This is a genomic window from Natronococcus sp. JC468 (assembly GCF_012163165.1).
Classification (GTDB): domain Archaea; phylum Halobacteriota; class Halobacteria; order Halobacteriales; family Natrialbaceae; genus Natronococcus; species Natronococcus jeotgali.
In genome coordinates, this window is sequence record NZ_JAAVUO010000011.1 from 1 (window position 1) to 15,033 (window position 15,033).

At 66.6% G+C, this 15,033-nt stretch carries 14 protein-coding genes; 8 read left to right on the forward strand and 6 right to left on the reverse strand.

Features of this window, described 5'->3' with window-relative positions; translation table 11 throughout:
• Positions 1–321 precede the first annotated feature (321 nt).
• Positions 322–1,104, reverse strand: a complete 783-nt coding sequence (locus tag GWG54_RS08505) for a creatininase family protein (protein ID WP_167937376.1) — start codon at positions 1,102–1,104, stop codon at positions 322–324.
• A 133-nt stretch (positions 1,105–1,237) separates the two neighbouring features.
• Here GWG54_RS08505 and GWG54_RS08510 point away from each other — a divergent pair, with 133 nt between their 5' ends.
• The 4 genes from GWG54_RS08510 to GWG54_RS08525 all read left to right on the forward strand — a co-directional run bounded on the left by GWG54_RS08510 (position 1,238) and on the right by GWG54_RS08525 (position 3,836).
• The gene (locus tag GWG54_RS08510) at positions 1,238–1,675 is read left to right on the forward strand and encodes a CopG family ribbon-helix-helix protein (RefSeq protein ID WP_008426249.1); all 438 of its coding nucleotides are present in this window, start codon (positions 1,238–1,240) and stop codon (positions 1,673–1,675) included.
• 61 nt (positions 1,676–1,736) lie between these two features.
• Positions 1,737–2,114: a cupin domain-containing protein gene (locus GWG54_RS08515; protein ID WP_167937377.1), complete on the forward strand. Its 378-nt coding sequence runs from the start codon at positions 1,737–1,739 to the stop codon at positions 2,112–2,114.
• 45 nt (positions 2,115–2,159) lie between these two features.
• Positions 2,160–2,630, forward strand: a complete 471-nt coding sequence (locus GWG54_RS08520) for a hypothetical protein (protein WP_245242769.1) — start codon at positions 2,160–2,162, stop codon at positions 2,628–2,630.
• Between the two features lie 54 nt (positions 2,631–2,684).
• Positions 2,685–3,836 carry an acyl-CoA dehydrogenase family protein gene (locus tag GWG54_RS08525; protein ID WP_167937378.1) on the forward strand — a complete coding sequence of 384 codons (1,152 nt, stop codon included), beginning with the start codon at positions 2,685–2,687 and terminating at the stop codon, positions 3,834–3,836.
• On the opposite strand, the gene GWG54_RS08530 is transcribed toward GWG54_RS08525, so the two are convergent.
• Both GWG54_RS08530 and GWG54_RS08535 read right to left on the reverse strand, forming a co-directional pair.
• The gene (locus GWG54_RS08530) at positions 3,824–4,012 is read right to left on the reverse strand and encodes a HalX domain-containing protein (protein WP_167937473.1); all 189 of its coding nucleotides are present in this window, start codon (positions 4,010–4,012) and stop codon (positions 3,824–3,826) included. The two genes, GWG54_RS08525 and GWG54_RS08530, sit on opposite strands and share 13 nt — an antisense overlap.
• 43 nt (positions 4,013–4,055) lie before the next feature.
• Entirely contained in the window at positions 4,056–6,032 is a 1,977-nt protein-coding gene (locus GWG54_RS08535; RefSeq protein WP_167937379.1) for a 3-hydroxyacyl-CoA dehydrogenase/enoyl-CoA hydratase family protein, read from the reverse strand.
• 115 nt (positions 6,033–6,147) lie between these two features.
• On the opposite strand from GWG54_RS08535, the gene GWG54_RS08540 reads away from it, so the two are divergent.
• Together GWG54_RS08540 and GWG54_RS08545 are read left to right on the forward strand one after the other, a co-directional pair.
• Positions 6,148–7,299: an acyl-CoA dehydrogenase family protein gene (locus tag GWG54_RS08540; RefSeq protein ID WP_167937380.1), complete on the forward strand. Its 1,152-nt coding sequence runs from the start codon at positions 6,148–6,150 to the stop codon at positions 7,297–7,299.
• An 87-nt stretch (positions 7,300–7,386) separates the two neighbouring features.
• Positions 7,387–8,712, forward strand: coding sequence for a lactate racemase domain-containing protein (locus GWG54_RS08545; RefSeq protein ID WP_167937381.1), 1,326 nt, complete (start codon positions 7,387–7,389; stop codon positions 8,710–8,712).
• A 39-nt stretch (positions 8,713–8,751) separates the two neighbouring features.
• Here GWG54_RS08545 and GWG54_RS08550 read toward each other — a convergent pair whose 3' ends face one another.
• Positions 8,752–9,162 carry a hypothetical protein gene (locus GWG54_RS08550; protein WP_312854264.1) on the reverse strand — a complete coding sequence of 137 codons (411 nt, stop codon included), beginning with the start codon at positions 9,160–9,162 and terminating at the stop codon, positions 8,752–8,754.
• 148 nt (positions 9,163–9,310) lie between these two features.
• Here GWG54_RS08550 and GWG54_RS08555 point away from each other — a divergent pair, with 148 nt between their 5' ends.
• On the forward strand, positions 9,311–9,901 hold the full coding sequence (locus tag GWG54_RS08555; RefSeq protein WP_167937383.1) for a DNA-3-methyladenine glycosylase: 591 nt from the start codon (positions 9,311–9,313) through the stop codon (positions 9,899–9,901).
• A 47-nt stretch (positions 9,902–9,948) separates the two neighbouring features.
• Positions 9,949–11,196, forward strand: a complete 1,248-nt coding sequence (locus GWG54_RS08560) for a hypothetical protein (protein WP_167937384.1) — start codon at positions 9,949–9,951, stop codon at positions 11,194–11,196.
• Positions 11,197–11,232: 36 nt separating this feature from the next.
• Here the strand turns inward: GWG54_RS08560 and katG are convergent, their stop codons facing one another.
• Both katG and GWG54_RS08570 read right to left on the reverse strand, forming a co-directional pair.
• Positions 11,233–13,416, reverse strand: a complete 2,184-nt coding sequence (katG, locus tag GWG54_RS08565) for a catalase/peroxidase HPI (RefSeq protein WP_167937385.1) — start codon at positions 13,414–13,416, stop codon at positions 11,233–11,235.
• Between the two features lie 222 nt (positions 13,417–13,638).
• A complete protein-coding gene (locus tag GWG54_RS08570; RefSeq protein ID WP_167937386.1) occupies positions 13,639–14,982 on the reverse strand; it encodes a RimK family alpha-L-glutamate ligase in 1,344 nt (447 codons plus the stop codon).
• Between the last annotated feature and the right edge of the window lie 51 nt (positions 14,983–15,033).

Below are 15,033 nucleotides of genomic sequence, written 5' to 3' on the forward strand. Positions count from 1 at the left end.
GGGTCCACGTTCGGATCGACCACGATCGCGGACCGATCGGGCGTCACCGAACTACCAAGGCTCACATCAGACCTCATCTTGCGGCGGACCGCAGGGGTGAAGTCCTCATCTTCTGCGTATTATATCAGAGTCCCCGGTTACTACATAAGGCCTTCGAACCCGACCCTCGCCGACAGGCACTCACAAACACGTCGCAGTCGTGCGGTCGTCCTGTGAACTGAGTTGTAGTTTTCCAATGCCCGTCGGATTTAAAATGATCTTCGCGCCTGCACTGACGACGTCCACATCGTCCCTCCACGATCGACGCGAGTCGCGTCTCAACTACGTCGACCGTGGATCGACGTGGGGGGACGCGACGAGGTCCGAAAACGGCTGGTCGTCGAGCCACTCGAGCAGGGCAACGAGTTGTTCGGTCGCGGCCTCGAACAGTCGCTCGCCGATCTCGGGGGTCGCGTCCGTCTGGTCGCCGAAGACGCCGTTCGGACTGTTCTCGATGGCGTCGTAAAAGATCCGGGCGCCGTGAACGAGTTCGGCCTCGTAGTCGAAGATCGCGCCGCCGTCGCGGGCGTCCTCGAGTCGGTCCTCGCGGACGAGTTCCGCAGCGATGTGCATGATCATCGCCGTCTCCTTGGGGCCGCCGTGCGGACCCGGCGTCTCGAAGACCTCCTCGATGAGCCCGGGGATCGATTCGTCCCACATCCACTCGATAGCGAAGGCGGTCTCGTCCTCGTGCAGTCGGCGGCCGACCTCACGAAGGTGCTGGACGTTTCCGCCGTGGGCGTTGACGTAGACGATGCGATCGATCCCGTGGTACGTGAGGTTTCGCGAGAGGCTCTCCACGTAGTCTCGAAAGACCGGCGGGTCGACCCACATGGTACCGTGGAACTGTCGGTGGTGAGAGCTCACGCCGACCGGGATCGGCGGGGTACAGAGGTAGCCCGTCCGATCGGTCGCCGCTCGAGCGAGCGCCTCCGCGATCAGGTAGTCGGTTCCTTCGGGGAGGTGCGGACCGTGCTGTTCGGTCGAGCCCAGCGGGACGACCGCGAGCGACTCGTCGGCGACGTAGTCGGCGAGATCGGGCCAGGACTGGTGAGGAAGGAACATACTGTCCCCTCACGCTGAGCCGTCAAAACGTTGTGTTACTCCGTCCGATCCTGAGGACGGAACGGGTTCGCTTCGCGAACGCGAGGACGAAACGATAGCAAACCTTAATAGTAAATGGGCTTCGGATTAATATATGGCAGTCGTCAGCGTCTCGATGCCGGACGAGCTTCTCGAGCGACTCGACCAGTTCGCGGACGAGCACGGGTACACCGGTCGGAGCGAGGTCGTCAGGGAAGCCTCCCGCAACCTCCTGGGAGAGTTCGAGGATACCCGCCTCGAGGACCGAGAGCTGATGGGGATCGTCACCGTCCTGTTCGACTACGAGACGACGACCGTCGAGGAACGGATGATGCAGCTCAGACACGAACACGAGGGCCTCGTCGCCTCGAACTTCCACAGCCACGTCGGCGATCATTACTGTATGGAGCTGTTCGTTCTCGAGGGGCAACTCGAGGATATCTCGACGTTCGTCGGCAAGATCCGGGCGACGAAGGACGCGCTGACCGTCGACTACTCGGTGACTCCGGTCGACAGCTTCGATCCGATCTCCCAGAACGGACACGGAAAGTGAGACGGGGATCGTCCGGGCGAGGAACGCGTAGTTTTACTGGGATCCCGTTGTACTGGGAGCTATGTCCTATCGGAAGGTGAACTACGAGGACGTCGATCAGGTCTCGAGCGCGATGCACTTTCTCAGCGATCCGCTCGAAACCGAGCAGGTCGGCGTCACGGTCGCGCGCTGCGATCCGGGATGGAAGAGTCGGCCGCACGACCACGCCGACAACGAACACGAGGAGGTGTACGTCCTCATCGAGGGACGAGCGACGGTCGTCGTCGACGACGATCCCGTGGAGATGGAAACCGGCGACGCGCTGTGGATCCCGCCGGAGTCGACCCGCCAGATCCGAAACGGCGACGCTGAGAGCGCGTTCGTTCTCGTCAGCGCGCCCGGAATTGCCGACGAGGACGGCGAGAACGGCGAGTGGTTGCTCTCGGGATTCGCCGGCTAACGGCGAGAGGTTTAGTGGCTCGACGACGTTCTCCGCCGTGGGTGAGTGCCCATCTATTCGATCCACCACGCGATCGTTTCGTTCGTCGTTGCCGGGATCGTCGCCGTCGCCGTCGGACCGGTCGAACTCGCCGGAGCGGTCGTTCCCGCGACCGCGGTCGTCGGCTACGGAACCGTCCTCGGCGTCGCTATCGATCTCGATCACTTCGTCATCGCCCGGTACAGAACCGGAACGTGGGATTCGTTTCGGTTTTGTCTCTCGCATCCACTGGCCGCGTTCGCGGAGCAGGATCGGATCTTCGAAGGGGGCGACGTGGGCGCGCTCTCGCGCCTGTTGAGCCACCTGTTGCTCGCCGGAATCGCAGTTATCGGTCTGGCGCTCGTGGCCGTTCCGCTCGCCGTCGTCACGGCGGCCGTCCTCTACGCCCACGTCGTTGCCGACGTCGCCTGGGACATCCGGCGGTTGGGACGACGAACGGACGTTTCGGTCGACGAAACCATCCCGTCGCGGCGGTGAACCCAGCCTCCACCGGCCGTCGGTTATTTGGGGACACCCACCAAGAACCGTATCGTGAATCTCCTCGATCCCAGCATCGTTCCGGAGCACGCACGCGACATCAAGACCGAAGCTCGCGAGTTCGCCAGCGAGCACATCGAACCCAACGCCCAGGAGTTCTTCCAGTCGGGCGAGTACCCTCACGAGATCCTCGAGGCGGGCCAGGAGGCCGGCCTCGTCGCCCAGGATATTCCGGAGGAGTGGGGCGGACGCGGGCTCGACCTCCCGCAGCTGCTCGCGCTCACCGAGGAGTTCTACCGGGCCGACGCGGGGATCGCGCTGACGCTCCAACTCGCCAGCTTCGGCTGCGAGATCACCTACGAGTACGGCTCCGACGAGCAGTGCGAGGAGTACGTTCGTCCGGTCGCGGAGGGCAACCAGATCTCCGGACTCGCCGTCTCGGAGCCCGAGACCGGGAGCGACCTGGCGGGAATGCAGACGCGAGCCGAAAGGGAGGGTGACGAGTACGTCCTCGACGGCGAGAAGTACTGGATCGGCAACGGCGTCGAGGCCGACTGGGTCACGGTGTACGCACGGACCGGCGACGACGAGGACAACAAGTACGGCAACCACTCGATGTTCATCGTGCCGACCAACGCCGAGGGGTACGAGGCCGAACACATCCCCGAGAAGATGGCGATGCGCGCCTCCAAGCAGGCCCACATCACCTTCGACGACTGCCGGATTCCCGAGGAGAACCTGATCGGCCACGAGGGGGCCGGGTTCATGATGCTCGCCGACTTCTTTAACCACGGCCGCGTGATGGTCGCCGGACACGGTCTCGGGATCGCCGCCGCCGCAATCGAGGAGGCCTGGGAGTTCAGCCACGACCGCGAGGAGTTCGGTCGCACGATCAACGAGTTCCAGGCGGTCCAGCACGGCCTCGCGGACATGCTCATCGGGTTCGAGAGCGCGCGGGCGCTCACCTGGCGCGCGTGCGAGAAGGTCGCGAACAACGACCGCGCGGGCTACTGGGCGGCATTAGCCAAGACCGCGGCGACCGAAACGGCCGTCGACGTCTCCGAGCAGGGGATGCAGTTCCACGGCGGGCGATCGATCCTCGACGAGCGACGGATCGCCCGGGTCTACCGGGACGCTCGAGTCCCGGTCATCTACGAGGGCGCGAACGAGGTCCAGCGGAACCTGATCTACGGTCAGGCGCCGTAACTCGAACCGTTCGGCGAGCGCGCCGTTGCGGGCGGGAACGCGCTGTTTCGTCGGTCTCCCGTCTCCTCGAGGCTCGCCTCGAGTTCGTCGATCCGATCGCGGAGTTCGCGGTATTCGTCGCTGTCCGCGCGCTCGGCTTCGTCCCGTTCCGCCGCCAGAGGCGGCCGGAACTCGATTCGACGACCCGGAGGACGACGAAGACGACGCTCCGGAGTCGTCTCACTTCCCCTCGAACTCCGGCTCGTCGTCGCCCATGAACGCCGTGATCCCCTCCATCAGGTCGTCGGTCGCCATCAGCTGGCCGAACGCCGACGCCTCGTACTCGAGGCCGGCGTCGGTGTCGTCGCGGCCCGCCAGCATCGCTCGCTTGGCGTACCGGTGGGCGATCGGCGGCCCGCCGGCGAGGTCGGCCGCGAGCTCGAGCGCGCGGTCTTCGAGCTCCTCGCCGTCGACGACCTCGTTGACGAACCCGTACGACTCCAGGGTCTCGGCGTCGAAGCGGTCGGCGGTGAGGATAATTTCCTTCGCGCGACCCTCGCCGACGATCGCGGAGAGTCGCTGAGTGCCGCCCCATCCGGGGATGAGTCCGAGGTCGAGTTCGGGCTGTCCGAACTCCGAGCCGGCGCTGGCGACCCGGAGGTCGGCGCACATCGACAGCTCCATCCCGCCGCCGAGACAGTAGCCGTCGATGCCCGCGACGACGGGCATCTCGCAGGCCTCGAGCGTGCCGAATACCTCCTGGCCCCGCTTCGAGAGCTCGGTCGTCTCGATCGGGTCCGCACCGCCGGCGGCCATGCTCTGGATGTCCGCGCCCGCGGAGAACGCCCGGTCGCCCTCGCCGGTGAGGAGGATCGACCGAACCTCGTCGTCGTCCTCGAGGACCTCGATCGCGTCCTCGAGTTCGTCGAGCAGCTCCTCGCTGATGGTGTTCATGCGGTGGGGGCGGTCGAGGACGACGTGGCCGACCATCTCGCCGGGGTACTCGACGCGGATCGCATCGAACGCGATGTCGCCGTCCTCGTCCGACGCTCGGTCGTAGAACCCACCCTCGTTCGCGCGCTCCGCGAGGTAGTCGGCGGGCGCGTAGCGCTCGTGGCCCGTCTCCTCGTAGGCCGCTTCGAGGGCCTCGAGGGCGTTCTCGAGGCCGAACTCGTCGGCCAGCTTGACGGGGCCGTCGGGGAAGCCCGCGCCGAGTTTCGTCGCCTCGTCGATCGACTCGGGCGGGGCGACGTCGCCGCCGATCAGCTTGGCGGCCTCGTTTGCCATCGTGGCGACGAGCCGTTCCTCGACGAGCTCGGAGACCTCGTCGGTCGGGATGTCGACGCCGTCGCCGTCCTCGTAGTCGTAGAAGCCCTTCCCGGTCTTCTTGCCGAGCTCCTCGTTTTCGACCTTGCGCTCGAGCAGCGGGCAGGGCTCGTAGGCCTCGCCGAGGACGTCGTGCATGTACTCCAGCACGTGGTAGCTGACGTCGTTGCCGACCTGATCGCCGAGTTCGAAGCTCCCCATCGGCAGCCCCATCTCGTATTTCGTCGTCGAATCGACCTCGGCGATGGTCGCCTCGCCCTCCTCGACGAGCCAGCAGGCCTCGTTCATCAAGGGAACGAGGATGCGGTTGACGATGAACCCGGGCGAGTCCTTGTGGACGCGCACGGGCGACTTCTCGAAGTCCTCGGCCAGGGCCTCGACGACCTCGAGGGTCTCCTCGTCGCTCTCGGCGCCCGAGATCACTTCGACCAGCGGCATCCGGACCGGGGGATTGAAGAAGTGCATCCCGCAGAACCGCCCCGGACGCTCGGTCACCTCGGCGAGTTCGGTGATCGAGAGGCTGGAGGTGTTCGTCGCGAAGATCGCCCGATCGGGCGCGACCTCCTCGAGCTCCGAGTAGACGTCCTTCTTGATCTCCATCTTCTCGGGGACGGCCTCGATGACGATATCGGCGTTCCCGCAGGCCTCCTCCATGTCGACGAGCGGCGTCACCCGCTCGAGGGCGGCGTCGGCTTCCTCCCGAGAGAGCTGGTCGTTCTCGGCGAGTTTGTTCAGCGACCACTCGATCTGGTCGTAGCCGTTCTGGACGAACTCCTCGTTGATATCGCGCATGGCGACGTCGTAGCCGGCCATCGCGGCGACCTCCGCGATACCGTGTCCCATGTTGCCCGCTCCAAGAACTGCGACGGTGTTGATATCGTCGATCTCCATGGTATCGTATGCAATGCGGACCCGTTTGAACGTTTCCCTCTTTCGTAAATGAAACTACAGTTCCGTTTACTTCCGGTTACAAACATCTTTACCGAATCATAGATAACTATCGTCCATGGAATTCGGACTCTCCGAAGAGCAACAACAGATCCGCGACGAAGTCGCTCGGTTCGCGGAAAACGAGATCGTTCCCGTCGCCGGCGAGTACGACGAGGAAGAGAAGTACCCCCACGACGTCGTCGACCAGGCGGCCGAGATGGGCCTGACCGGGACCTACATCCCGATGGAGTACGGCGGTGCCGGCTACTCCATCCTCGACACCGCGATCATCACCGAGGAGCTGTTCTCGTACGATCCCGGGATCGGGCTCTCGATCGTCTCGACCTCTTTCGGCTGCGAGGCGATCATGAACTTCGGGACCGAGGATCAGAAGGAGCGGTTCTTAGAGCCCGTCGCGCTCGGCGAGAAGATCTCGGGCGCGGCGATCTCCGAGCCCGACACCGGCTCCGACGTCTCCTCGGTTTCGACGCGAGCCGAGAAAGACGGCGACGAGTGGGTGGTAAACGGCAACAAGATGTGGATCACCAACGGCACCGTCGGCGACTTCTTCGTCGTCCTCTGTGAGACCGACCCCGAGGCCGAGGGCCGGTACAACGGCTTCAGCCAGATCATCGTGGAGTCCGACCGCGACGGCTTTTCGGCCGAGAAGATCACCGGCAAGCTCGGCATTCGAGCGTCGGACACCGCCGAACTGGTCTTCGACGACGTTCGGGTCCCCGAGGAGAACCTCGTCGGGACCAGAGACGCCGCCTTCATGCAACAGATGCAGTTCTTCGACGAGACCCGCACCGCCGTCGCCGCCCAGGGCGTCGGCATCGCGAAGGGGGCGACCCGCGCGGCCCTCGAGTACGCCCAGGACCGCGAGCAGTTCGGCAAGTCGATCTCGGAGTTCCAGGCGATCCAGCACAAGCTCGCCGAGATGGCGACCGACACCGAGGCCGCGCGCAACCTGACCTACAAGGCGGCCTGGAAGGTCGATCAGGGCGAGGACATCACCAAACTCGCCTCGATGGCCAAGGAGTACGCCTCCCGGGTCGCCGTCGACGTCGCCGACGAGGCCGTCCAGATCCACGGCGGGGCCGGCTACGTCAACGACTTCCCCGTCGAGCGGTTCTACCGCGACGCCAAGATCACCCAGATCTACGAGGGAACCAGCGAGATCCAGAAGAACGTCATCGCCCGCGAGATGCTCGGCAAGGGCTTCTAACCGCTCCGAGAACGCGGTCGACCTTCCGAGCGCCAGTCGACCCGACCCCTCGGTACGCTTTTCTCCCTCTCCCCGCACTGTTCGTGCATGATCGACGATCTCACGGTGTCGGAGTCGACCGTCCGAACCGCCTGCGGAGACGTCGCGCTCCCGAAGCTGGGCGTCCTCGAGCAGCGCTGGGAAACCGACCCAATCCCGCCGGAATCGGTCGCCGCCGAGGCGGCCGCGGCGGTCGGGGACCTCGAGCTCGAGGACGTCCCCGCGGGCGGCGAGGTCGCCGTCGGCGCCGGCAGCCGCGGCATCGCCAACCTTCCCGAAATCGTCGGCGGGGTCGTCGCCGGATTGCAGGAGCGAGGATACGAGCCGTTCGTCTTCCCGGCGATGGGGAGCCACGGCGGGGCGACCGCGGAAGGGCAACGCGAGAAGCTCGCGACGCTGGGCGTCACCGAGGAGGCGATCGGCTGCGAGATCCGAGCGACGATGGACGTCGTCACGGTCGGCGAGACGCCCGAGCGGGGAGTCCCGGTGTACGCCGACGCACACGCCGTCGAGGCCGACGCCATCGTCCCGGTCAACCGGATCAAACCACACACCGACTTCAGCGGGGACGTCGAGAGCGGACTCTCGAAGATGCTCGTCATCGGGATGGGAAAACAACGCGGCGCAAAGATGGCCCACGACTGGGCCGTCGACTGGAGCCTGCGCAACATGCTCCCCGAGATCACCGGTCAGCTCCTCGAGGCGCTGCCCGTCGCCGGCGGCGTCGCGATCGTCGAGGATCAACTCGACGAGACGACCCACCTCGAGGGCGTGCCGCCGTCGGGCTTTCTCGAGCGCGAAGCGGAGCTACTCGAGGAGGCCTGGGAGCTCATGCCGAAACTCCCCTTCGAGGAGCTGGACGTCCTCGTCGTCGATCGATTGGGCAAGGACGTCAGCGGGCAGGGGATGGACACCAACGTGACGGGGCGGCGCCACTTCACGATCGACGAGCCCGAGCCGGAGACCGCCGACGTAAAGCGGATCTTCGCCCGCGGGTTCACCGAGAAGACGAAGGGCAACGCGATGGGAATGGGCCAGGCCGACTTCACACATCGCGGCGTGCTAGCGGGACTGGACTGGTCGAAGTCGCTGATCAACGCGATCACCGCGAGCACGGTTCGGGGCGTACGGCTCCCGCCGGTGGTCGAGACCGATCGGGCGGGACTGATCGCGAGCCTCGGCACGATCGGCCCCGTCCCGAGCGAGGAGGCCCGCGTCCTCAGGGTGACCGACACGATGCGCCTGAAGCGGTGTTACGCCTCGGCGCCGCTGGTCGAGGCCGCACGGGACCGCGAGGACCTTCGCGTCGTACGCGAGCCGGCGCCGATCGAGTTCGACGAGAACGGGGACTTCGCTGCCTCCTCGCCGGAGTGAATCGAACGACCCCTTCCGAACGCGATCCGCCGGGATCGTTCATCCGTCGCTATCGGTGTCCGTGTCGCCGTCGTCGCTATCGGAGTCCGTATCGCCGTCGTCGCTGTCGGAATCCGTATCGCCGTCGAACGCCGCGGCGCGGCCGTCGGCCCGCCGCTCGTCGACGAGGGCCGGGCCGGTCGATCGCCGATCGGGCTCGCGACCGCGACCAACGGGTCCCGGCGTCTCGAGCGAGTCCGTTCCCGCCTCGGGAGCCGGCGCCGCGTCGTCCGCGCGGACGTAGAGGACCACGGGCGGAAGCACGTAGGAGGCGATCGCGAGGATCGCGAACGCGCCGTCGACGAAGACGAGTATCCCGAAGATCGCCAGCGCCGCGGCCGCGGCCGCGTGGACGCCGGTTTTCGTGTACGCGAGGTAGAACTGCCACAGGCCGCGAAACCACGTAATCACGTCGAGGTCACGACACCACTTACGCGGACGATCGGGAACCATTTTTCGCCCGTAGTCGCACGTCGCCGGCTCCCTCGAGGCGCGGCCCGTCGGGCGCGAAAGCGAGACGCATATGCGTTCCCGGCCCCCTACTCCGTATCCCACCGGTATGATAGAAGAGGCAGCCCCAGTTCTCCGTCAGGATCCCGTGATGGCCGAGCTCGTCGATCGACACGACCCGTACGTCGAACCCGACTGGACCGAGTACGAGCGACTCTGCATCTCGATCATCAACCAGCAGGTCTCGACCGCGAGCGCGGCCGCCATCCGTGGACGGGTGTTCGACGTGCTCGGCGGGGAGGTGACGCCGGAGACCGTTCTGGCCGCCGACGAGGAGGCGCTCTACGAGGCCGGGCTCTCCCGCAGCAAGATCGAGTACGTCCGAAACGCCGCCCGGGCGTTTCGGGACGGCGACTACACGCGGGCGGGACTCGCGGAGTACTCGAACGAGGAGGTGATCGATCGGCTCACCGAGATCAGAGGAGTCGGCGACTGGACCGCGCGGATGTACCTCCTGTTCGTCCTCGAGCGCCCCGACGTGCTCCCGCTTGGCGATCTGGCGGTTCGACGTGGGATCGAGAACCTGTACGGAAACGGCGACGAGCTCACCCGAGCGGAGATGCGCGAGATCGCAGAGGACTGGCGTCCCTACCGCAGCGTCGCGACGCGGTACATCTGGGCGGAGTACGAATCGGAGTAGCAGACGCCGGCGACGGACTGAAGCGTCGGCCGGGCGCCAACGTCGATATGGTAGACGAAACGATCTCCGGCGGGAGCGAGCGACGCCGGATGACGACCGACCCCGACCGGATCCGCGAGTGGGCGGAGTCACGCGACGCCGTCCCGGTATCGACCCACGGAGGCGAGGGACACGGCTACTCGTTCACCCGGCGGGAGGAACTCGACGCGGACGCGGACGCGTCGGACGCCTGGGCCGAGTTCGACGAGCACCTCCGGGACGACGAACTGGTCTTTCTCTACCGCGGCGGGTCGACCGGTGACCCCGGAGAACTCGGGGAGTTCGAGCTTCTCGAGCGCGAGGCGGCCCTCGAGCGGGCCTCGGGGGAGCGGTCCGAACTCGAGGATGCCCTTCGGCGGGGCGAGACGGTAACGACCGAGGTCGTCGAGAGCGACGTCGAGGGCGAGAGCCGGGTCGTCGAACGCGACACGGTCGAAAGCGAAGTCGTCGACCGGGGGATCGTCGACCGCGAGCTGCTCGAGTCCGAACTCCTCGAGCGGACGGTCGTCGGCACCGAGTTCGTCGGCGACGACGTCGTCGCGGTGACGACGGATGAATCCCGCATCGAGACGATCGAGGAGGTCGAACGCTACGCCGTCGAGAGCGAGGGCGTCGGCGTCGACGTCGCCCGCGAGGAGCCACGGGCCGAACCGGACGCGGATGTCGATCCGGAGAGCGTCCGACGATCCGTCCTCGAGGACGTGGCGCGGTCGGACGCCGCCGCCGAGTCGGTCGATCGGGAGCTCCGGAACGAGGCCGTCGACGGAGCGGGCGATCTCGTCCGAAGCGAGCTGTTCGAGCGTCGGACCGTCGAGGAGCGGGTCGAGGAGCGCGTCCGCAGGCGGTTCGCGCTCGAGGACACCGAGGTGCTCGATTCGGAGGTCCTCGACAGCGACGTGCTGGAGGGCGAGCTCGTCGACTCCGAGGAGTGCGGAACGGCCGAGCCGAGAGCAGAGGGCGCCGAGACGACGGCGACCGCCGAACCGATCCCCGGAACCGAGCCGATCGTCCGCGAACTCGAGGACGACGACGCGGGGAAAGCCGTCGTCGACGACGCCGGCGAACGGATCGGGATCGTCACCGCCGTCGAGGGCGATACCGCCTACGTCGACCCGGAGCCCGGGCTGGCGGATCGCATCAAGGCGCGGCTGGGCTGGCTCGAGCGCGACGACGACGATCGTCCCGTCCGGCGGTCGCAGGTCGGCAAGATCACCGACGACGAGCTGGTGCTTCGGCGGGAGCTCGAGGACGGGTAGTCGGCGAAAAATACCGGCGACTCGAGGCCGGAGCGGTTACTCGAGGTCGAAGCGGTCGAGCTGCATGACCTTGCTCCAGGCGTCGACGAAGTCCCGAACGAACTTCTCCTCGCTATCCTCGGACGCGTAGACGTCCGCAACGGCGCGAAGCCGGGAGTTCGACCCGAAGACGAGGTCCGCGCGGGTCGCCGCCCACTCGACCTCGCCCGTCTCGCGGTCGCGCAGGTCGAACACCTCGTCGGTGTCGGACTCCGCGGTCGCCTCCCAGCCCATGATGTCCTGGGAGCCGTCGGACGCTTCCCACTCGTAGTCCATGTCGAGCAGGTTCACGAAGAAGTCGTTGGTCAGCGTCTCCGGACGGTCGGTGAGGACGCCGAGGTCGGTATCCTGGTAGGTGGCGCCCAGCGCGCGCAGGCCGCCGACGAGCACCGCCGTCTCGGGCGCCGTCAGGTTCAGGAGGTCCGCCCTGTCGATCAGCAGCTCCTCCTGGGACTGGTCAGCTTCGTCGCTGTAGTAGTTGCGGAACCCGTCCGCGACGGGTTTGAGCGCCTCGAAGGAGTCGACGTCGGTCTGTTCCTGGGAGGCGTCGGTCCGGCCCGGCTCGAACGGGACCTCGACGTCGTAGCCGGCGTCGGCCGCCGCCTGCTCGACGGCCGCGTTGCCGCCCAGCACGATCAGGTCCGCAAGCGAGACCCGCACGTCGTCGGATCGCGAGCCGTTGAACTCCTCTTTGATCTCCTCGAGGGTCGATAGCACCGTCTCGAGCTGGTCGGGTTCGTTGACCTCCCAGCTGCGCTGGGGCTCGAGGCGGATGCGGGCGCCGTTGGCGCCGCCGCGCTTGTCGCCGTAGCGGTACGTCGAGGCCGACGCCCAGGCGGTCTTGACCAGCTGAGAGACCGACAGGTCCGTCTCGAGGATCTCCGCTTTGAGGTCGGCGGCTTCGTCCTCGCCGATCAGCTCGTAGTCGGCGTCGGGGATCGGGTCCTGCCAGATCAGCTCCTCCTCCGGAACTTCCGGACCGACGTACCGCTCTTTCGGACCCATGTCGCGGTGGATCAGCTTGAACCAAGCCCGCGCGAACGCCTCCCGGAACTCGTTGGGGTTGTCCTGGAAGCGCTCGAGGATCTCCCGGTAGTCGGGGTCGCGCTTGAGCGCGACGTCCGTCGTCAGCATCATCACGTCCTCCTTCTCCGCCGGCTCCTCGGCGCCCGGGGCGGCCTCGTCGAGTTCGCCGTTCTGGGTGGTCCACTGCCAGGCGCCGCCGGGACCTCGCTCGGGCCACCACTTGTACTCGAGGAGGTTCTCGATGTAGCCCATGTCCCACTGGGTCGGCGTGGTGTTCCAGGGACCCTCGATGCCGCTAGTGATCGTGTCGGCGCCCTTCCCGGAGCCGTGGCTGCTCTCCCAGCCCAGCCCCTGCTGGTCGATGGAAGCCGCCTCGGGCTCGGGACCGACGTGCTCGTCGGGGTTCTCGGCGCCGTGAACCTTCCCGAAGGTGTGTCCGCCGGCGATGAGCGCGGCCGTCTCCTCGTCGCTCATCGCCATCTGGCCGAACGACTCCCGGATCCGTTCCGCAGACTTCTCTGGGTCCGGCTCACTGTCGGGCCCCTCGGGGTTCACGTAGATGAGCCCCATCACGGTGGCGGCGAGGTTACCCTCGAGTTCGCCGCCCTCGTCGAAGCGCTCGGACGCTTCCCACTCGTCCTCCGGGCCCCAGTCGACGGCCTCGTCGGGTCGGTACTCGTCCTCGCGCCCGGCGCCGAAGCCGTACGTCTCGAACCCCATCGACTCGAGGGCGACGTTTCCGGCCAGGACGATCAGGTCGCCCCACGAGAGCTTGCGGCCGTACTTCTGCTTGACCGGCCAGAGCAGGCGGCGAGCCTTGTCGAGGTTCGCGTTGTCGGGCCAGCTGTTCAGCGGCGCGAAGCGCTGTCGACCGCCCGAGGCGCCGCCGCGACCGTCGCTGATGCGGTACGTGCCGGCGCTGTGCCAGGCCATCCGGATGAACAGTGGGCCGTAGTGGCCGTAGTCGGCCGGCCACCACTCCTGGGAGTCGGTCATGACGTCCTCGATGTCCGACTTCAGCTCCTCGTAGTCGAGTTCCTCGAACGCCTCGGCGTAGTCGAAGTCCTCGTCCGTCGGCCCGACGTCGCAGGCGTTCTGGTCGAGGATCTCCACGTTCAACCGGTTCGGCCACCAGTCTTGGTTGGACCTCGTCATCGTAGTTCGATTGTGGCTTTCGCGTATTAAGATTGTCTAATCCGATAAGGAACTATTCGCTATCGCCCAATCGATCTTTCTCATTCACGAAGTTTTATCCGTGACGGGACCGCGCCGCTCGCGATGAGGATCTCTGGCGACGGCCCGAATGGGGTCGATCGGACCCGTCGTGGGGGTTGTGGCTGTCCGTCGTCGGACCTCGAGCCCCGCGTTTGCGGCCGATTACTCCTCCTCTTCGGGCCTGTCCTGTGCGTCGCGGTCGATCCGCCGACTGACGTCGACCTGGTAGTTCTCGAGGATATCACGGCCGAGCAAAACGGGGTAGTCCATGTGGCTGCGGTCCTCGACGCTCGCGGTGACGGTGTGTTGGTTGCCGCCGACGCCGACGACGACGTCGACGACGGGGCGGCTCTTCGAGGTCTTGCTGCTGCCGGATTTGACCCGCGTGATCGACTTGATCGGACCGGCGCCAATGTCGGCTGCCAGCGACGTGTCGATGCTCGTCCGGGTCGCGCCGGTGTCGGACTTCGCGAGAACCGTCTTCGAGCCGCTGGTCCCCGAGAGAACGACCTCCTCGGTGTAGCCGATCACCGCCGTCTCCCCGTCGAACGCCGACGCGTCGGACGGCTGGGCCGACGGCCGCGAGTCGTCGAGCACCGCCGATAGCTCCGCGACGCGGTCGTCGTCGACCTCGCCGCCCGCCTGCTCGATCGCGAGCTTGGCGATGTAGGGGGCGGGGCTGATCCGGGTCGCCTCGTACAGCCCCTTGAACCCCGCGGTCGGGTTGACCTCGAGGACGAACCAGCCCTCCTCGCCCTCGACGAGGTCGACGCCGGCGTAGTCGAGCCCGACGGCGTCGCTGGCCCGTCGGGCCATTTCGCGGGCCGTCTCGGGGAGGTCGTCGGTCGCGTCCTCGACGCTCCCGCCGAGCGCGACGTTGGTCCGCCAGTCGTTGTCGGGCGCGTAGCGGTACATCGCCCCGATGATCTCGCCGTCGACGACGTAGACGCGGACGTCGCGGTGGCGCGCGTCCTCGAGGTCGACGAGCTCCTGGAGGAACGCGTACCGGTTGCCGACCTTCGCGTTGATCGGGTCGTCTGGACCGACCTTCCAGGTCCCGCCGCCGTGGGTTCCGATCGCCGTCTTGTAGACGGCCTCCTCGCCGTACCGGGACCGCGCCTCGGCGAGTTTCTGGTTGCCGAGTGCCAGCGTCACGTCGGGAACCCTGACGTCGGCCGCCGCCAGCGCCGTCGCCGTCGACAGCTTATGAATCGCCGTCAGCACCGACTTCGGCTCGTTGAGCATCGGCACCAGTCCCGAGACGGTGTTCGCCAGGCCGAGCTCCTCGCAGGGCTGTTCCGTGTTCGACAGTAGCATCCGGTTGGCGATGACGTCGACGGCGGGCTCGAGGGTGGCGCTCCCGTCGGCGACGCTGACGGCGGTGTTCTCGGCGCGGAGCCACTCGGTGTCGTGGCCCAGCTCTTCGACCGCGTTGAGGATCGCCTTCGTCTCCTTGCTGGTGTGGAGGCTCAGTACGCCGACGGTGACGGAATCGGAAACAGCCATACAGTATAGTGAGCGACGGCATTGATAAGCGTTCGTGAGCGATAGCAAGTG

Bases quoted from the DNA above. Each gene is read 5' to 3' on its own strand.
- GWG54_RS08505 (WP_167937376.1), bottom strand. From the start codon at position 1,104: ATGTTCCTTCCTCACCAGTCCTGGCCCGATCTCGCCGACTACGTCGCC.
- GWG54_RS08510 (WP_008426249.1), top strand. From the start codon at position 1,238: ATGGCAGTCGTCAGCGTCTCGATGCCGGACGAGCTTCTCGAGCGACTC.
- GWG54_RS08515 (WP_167937377.1), top strand. From the start codon at position 1,737: ATGTCCTATCGGAAGGTGAACTACGAGGACGTCGATCAGGTCTCGAGC.
- GWG54_RS08535 (WP_167937379.1), bottom strand. From the start codon at position 6,032: ATGGAGATCGACGATATCAACACCGTCGCAGTTCTTGGAGCGGGCAAC.
- GWG54_RS08540 (WP_167937380.1), top strand. From the start codon at position 6,148: ATGGAATTCGGACTCTCCGAAGAGCAACAACAGATCCGCGACGAAGTC.
- GWG54_RS08545 (WP_167937381.1), top strand. From the start codon at position 7,387: ATGATCGACGATCTCACGGTGTCGGAGTCGACCGTCCGAACCGCCTGC.
- GWG54_RS08555 (WP_167937383.1), top strand. From the start codon at position 9,311: ATGATAGAAGAGGCAGCCCCAGTTCTCCGTCAGGATCCCGTGATGGCC.
- GWG54_RS08560 (WP_167937384.1), top strand. From the start codon at position 9,949: ATGGTAGACGAAACGATCTCCGGCGGGAGCGAGCGACGCCGGATGACG.
- katG (WP_167937385.1), bottom strand. From the start codon at position 13,416: ATGACGAGGTCCAACCAAGACTGGTGGCCGAACCGGTTGAACGTGGAG.
- GWG54_RS08570 (WP_167937386.1), bottom strand. From the start codon at position 14,982: ATGGCTGTTTCCGATTCCGTCACCGTCGGCGTACTGAGCCTCCACACC.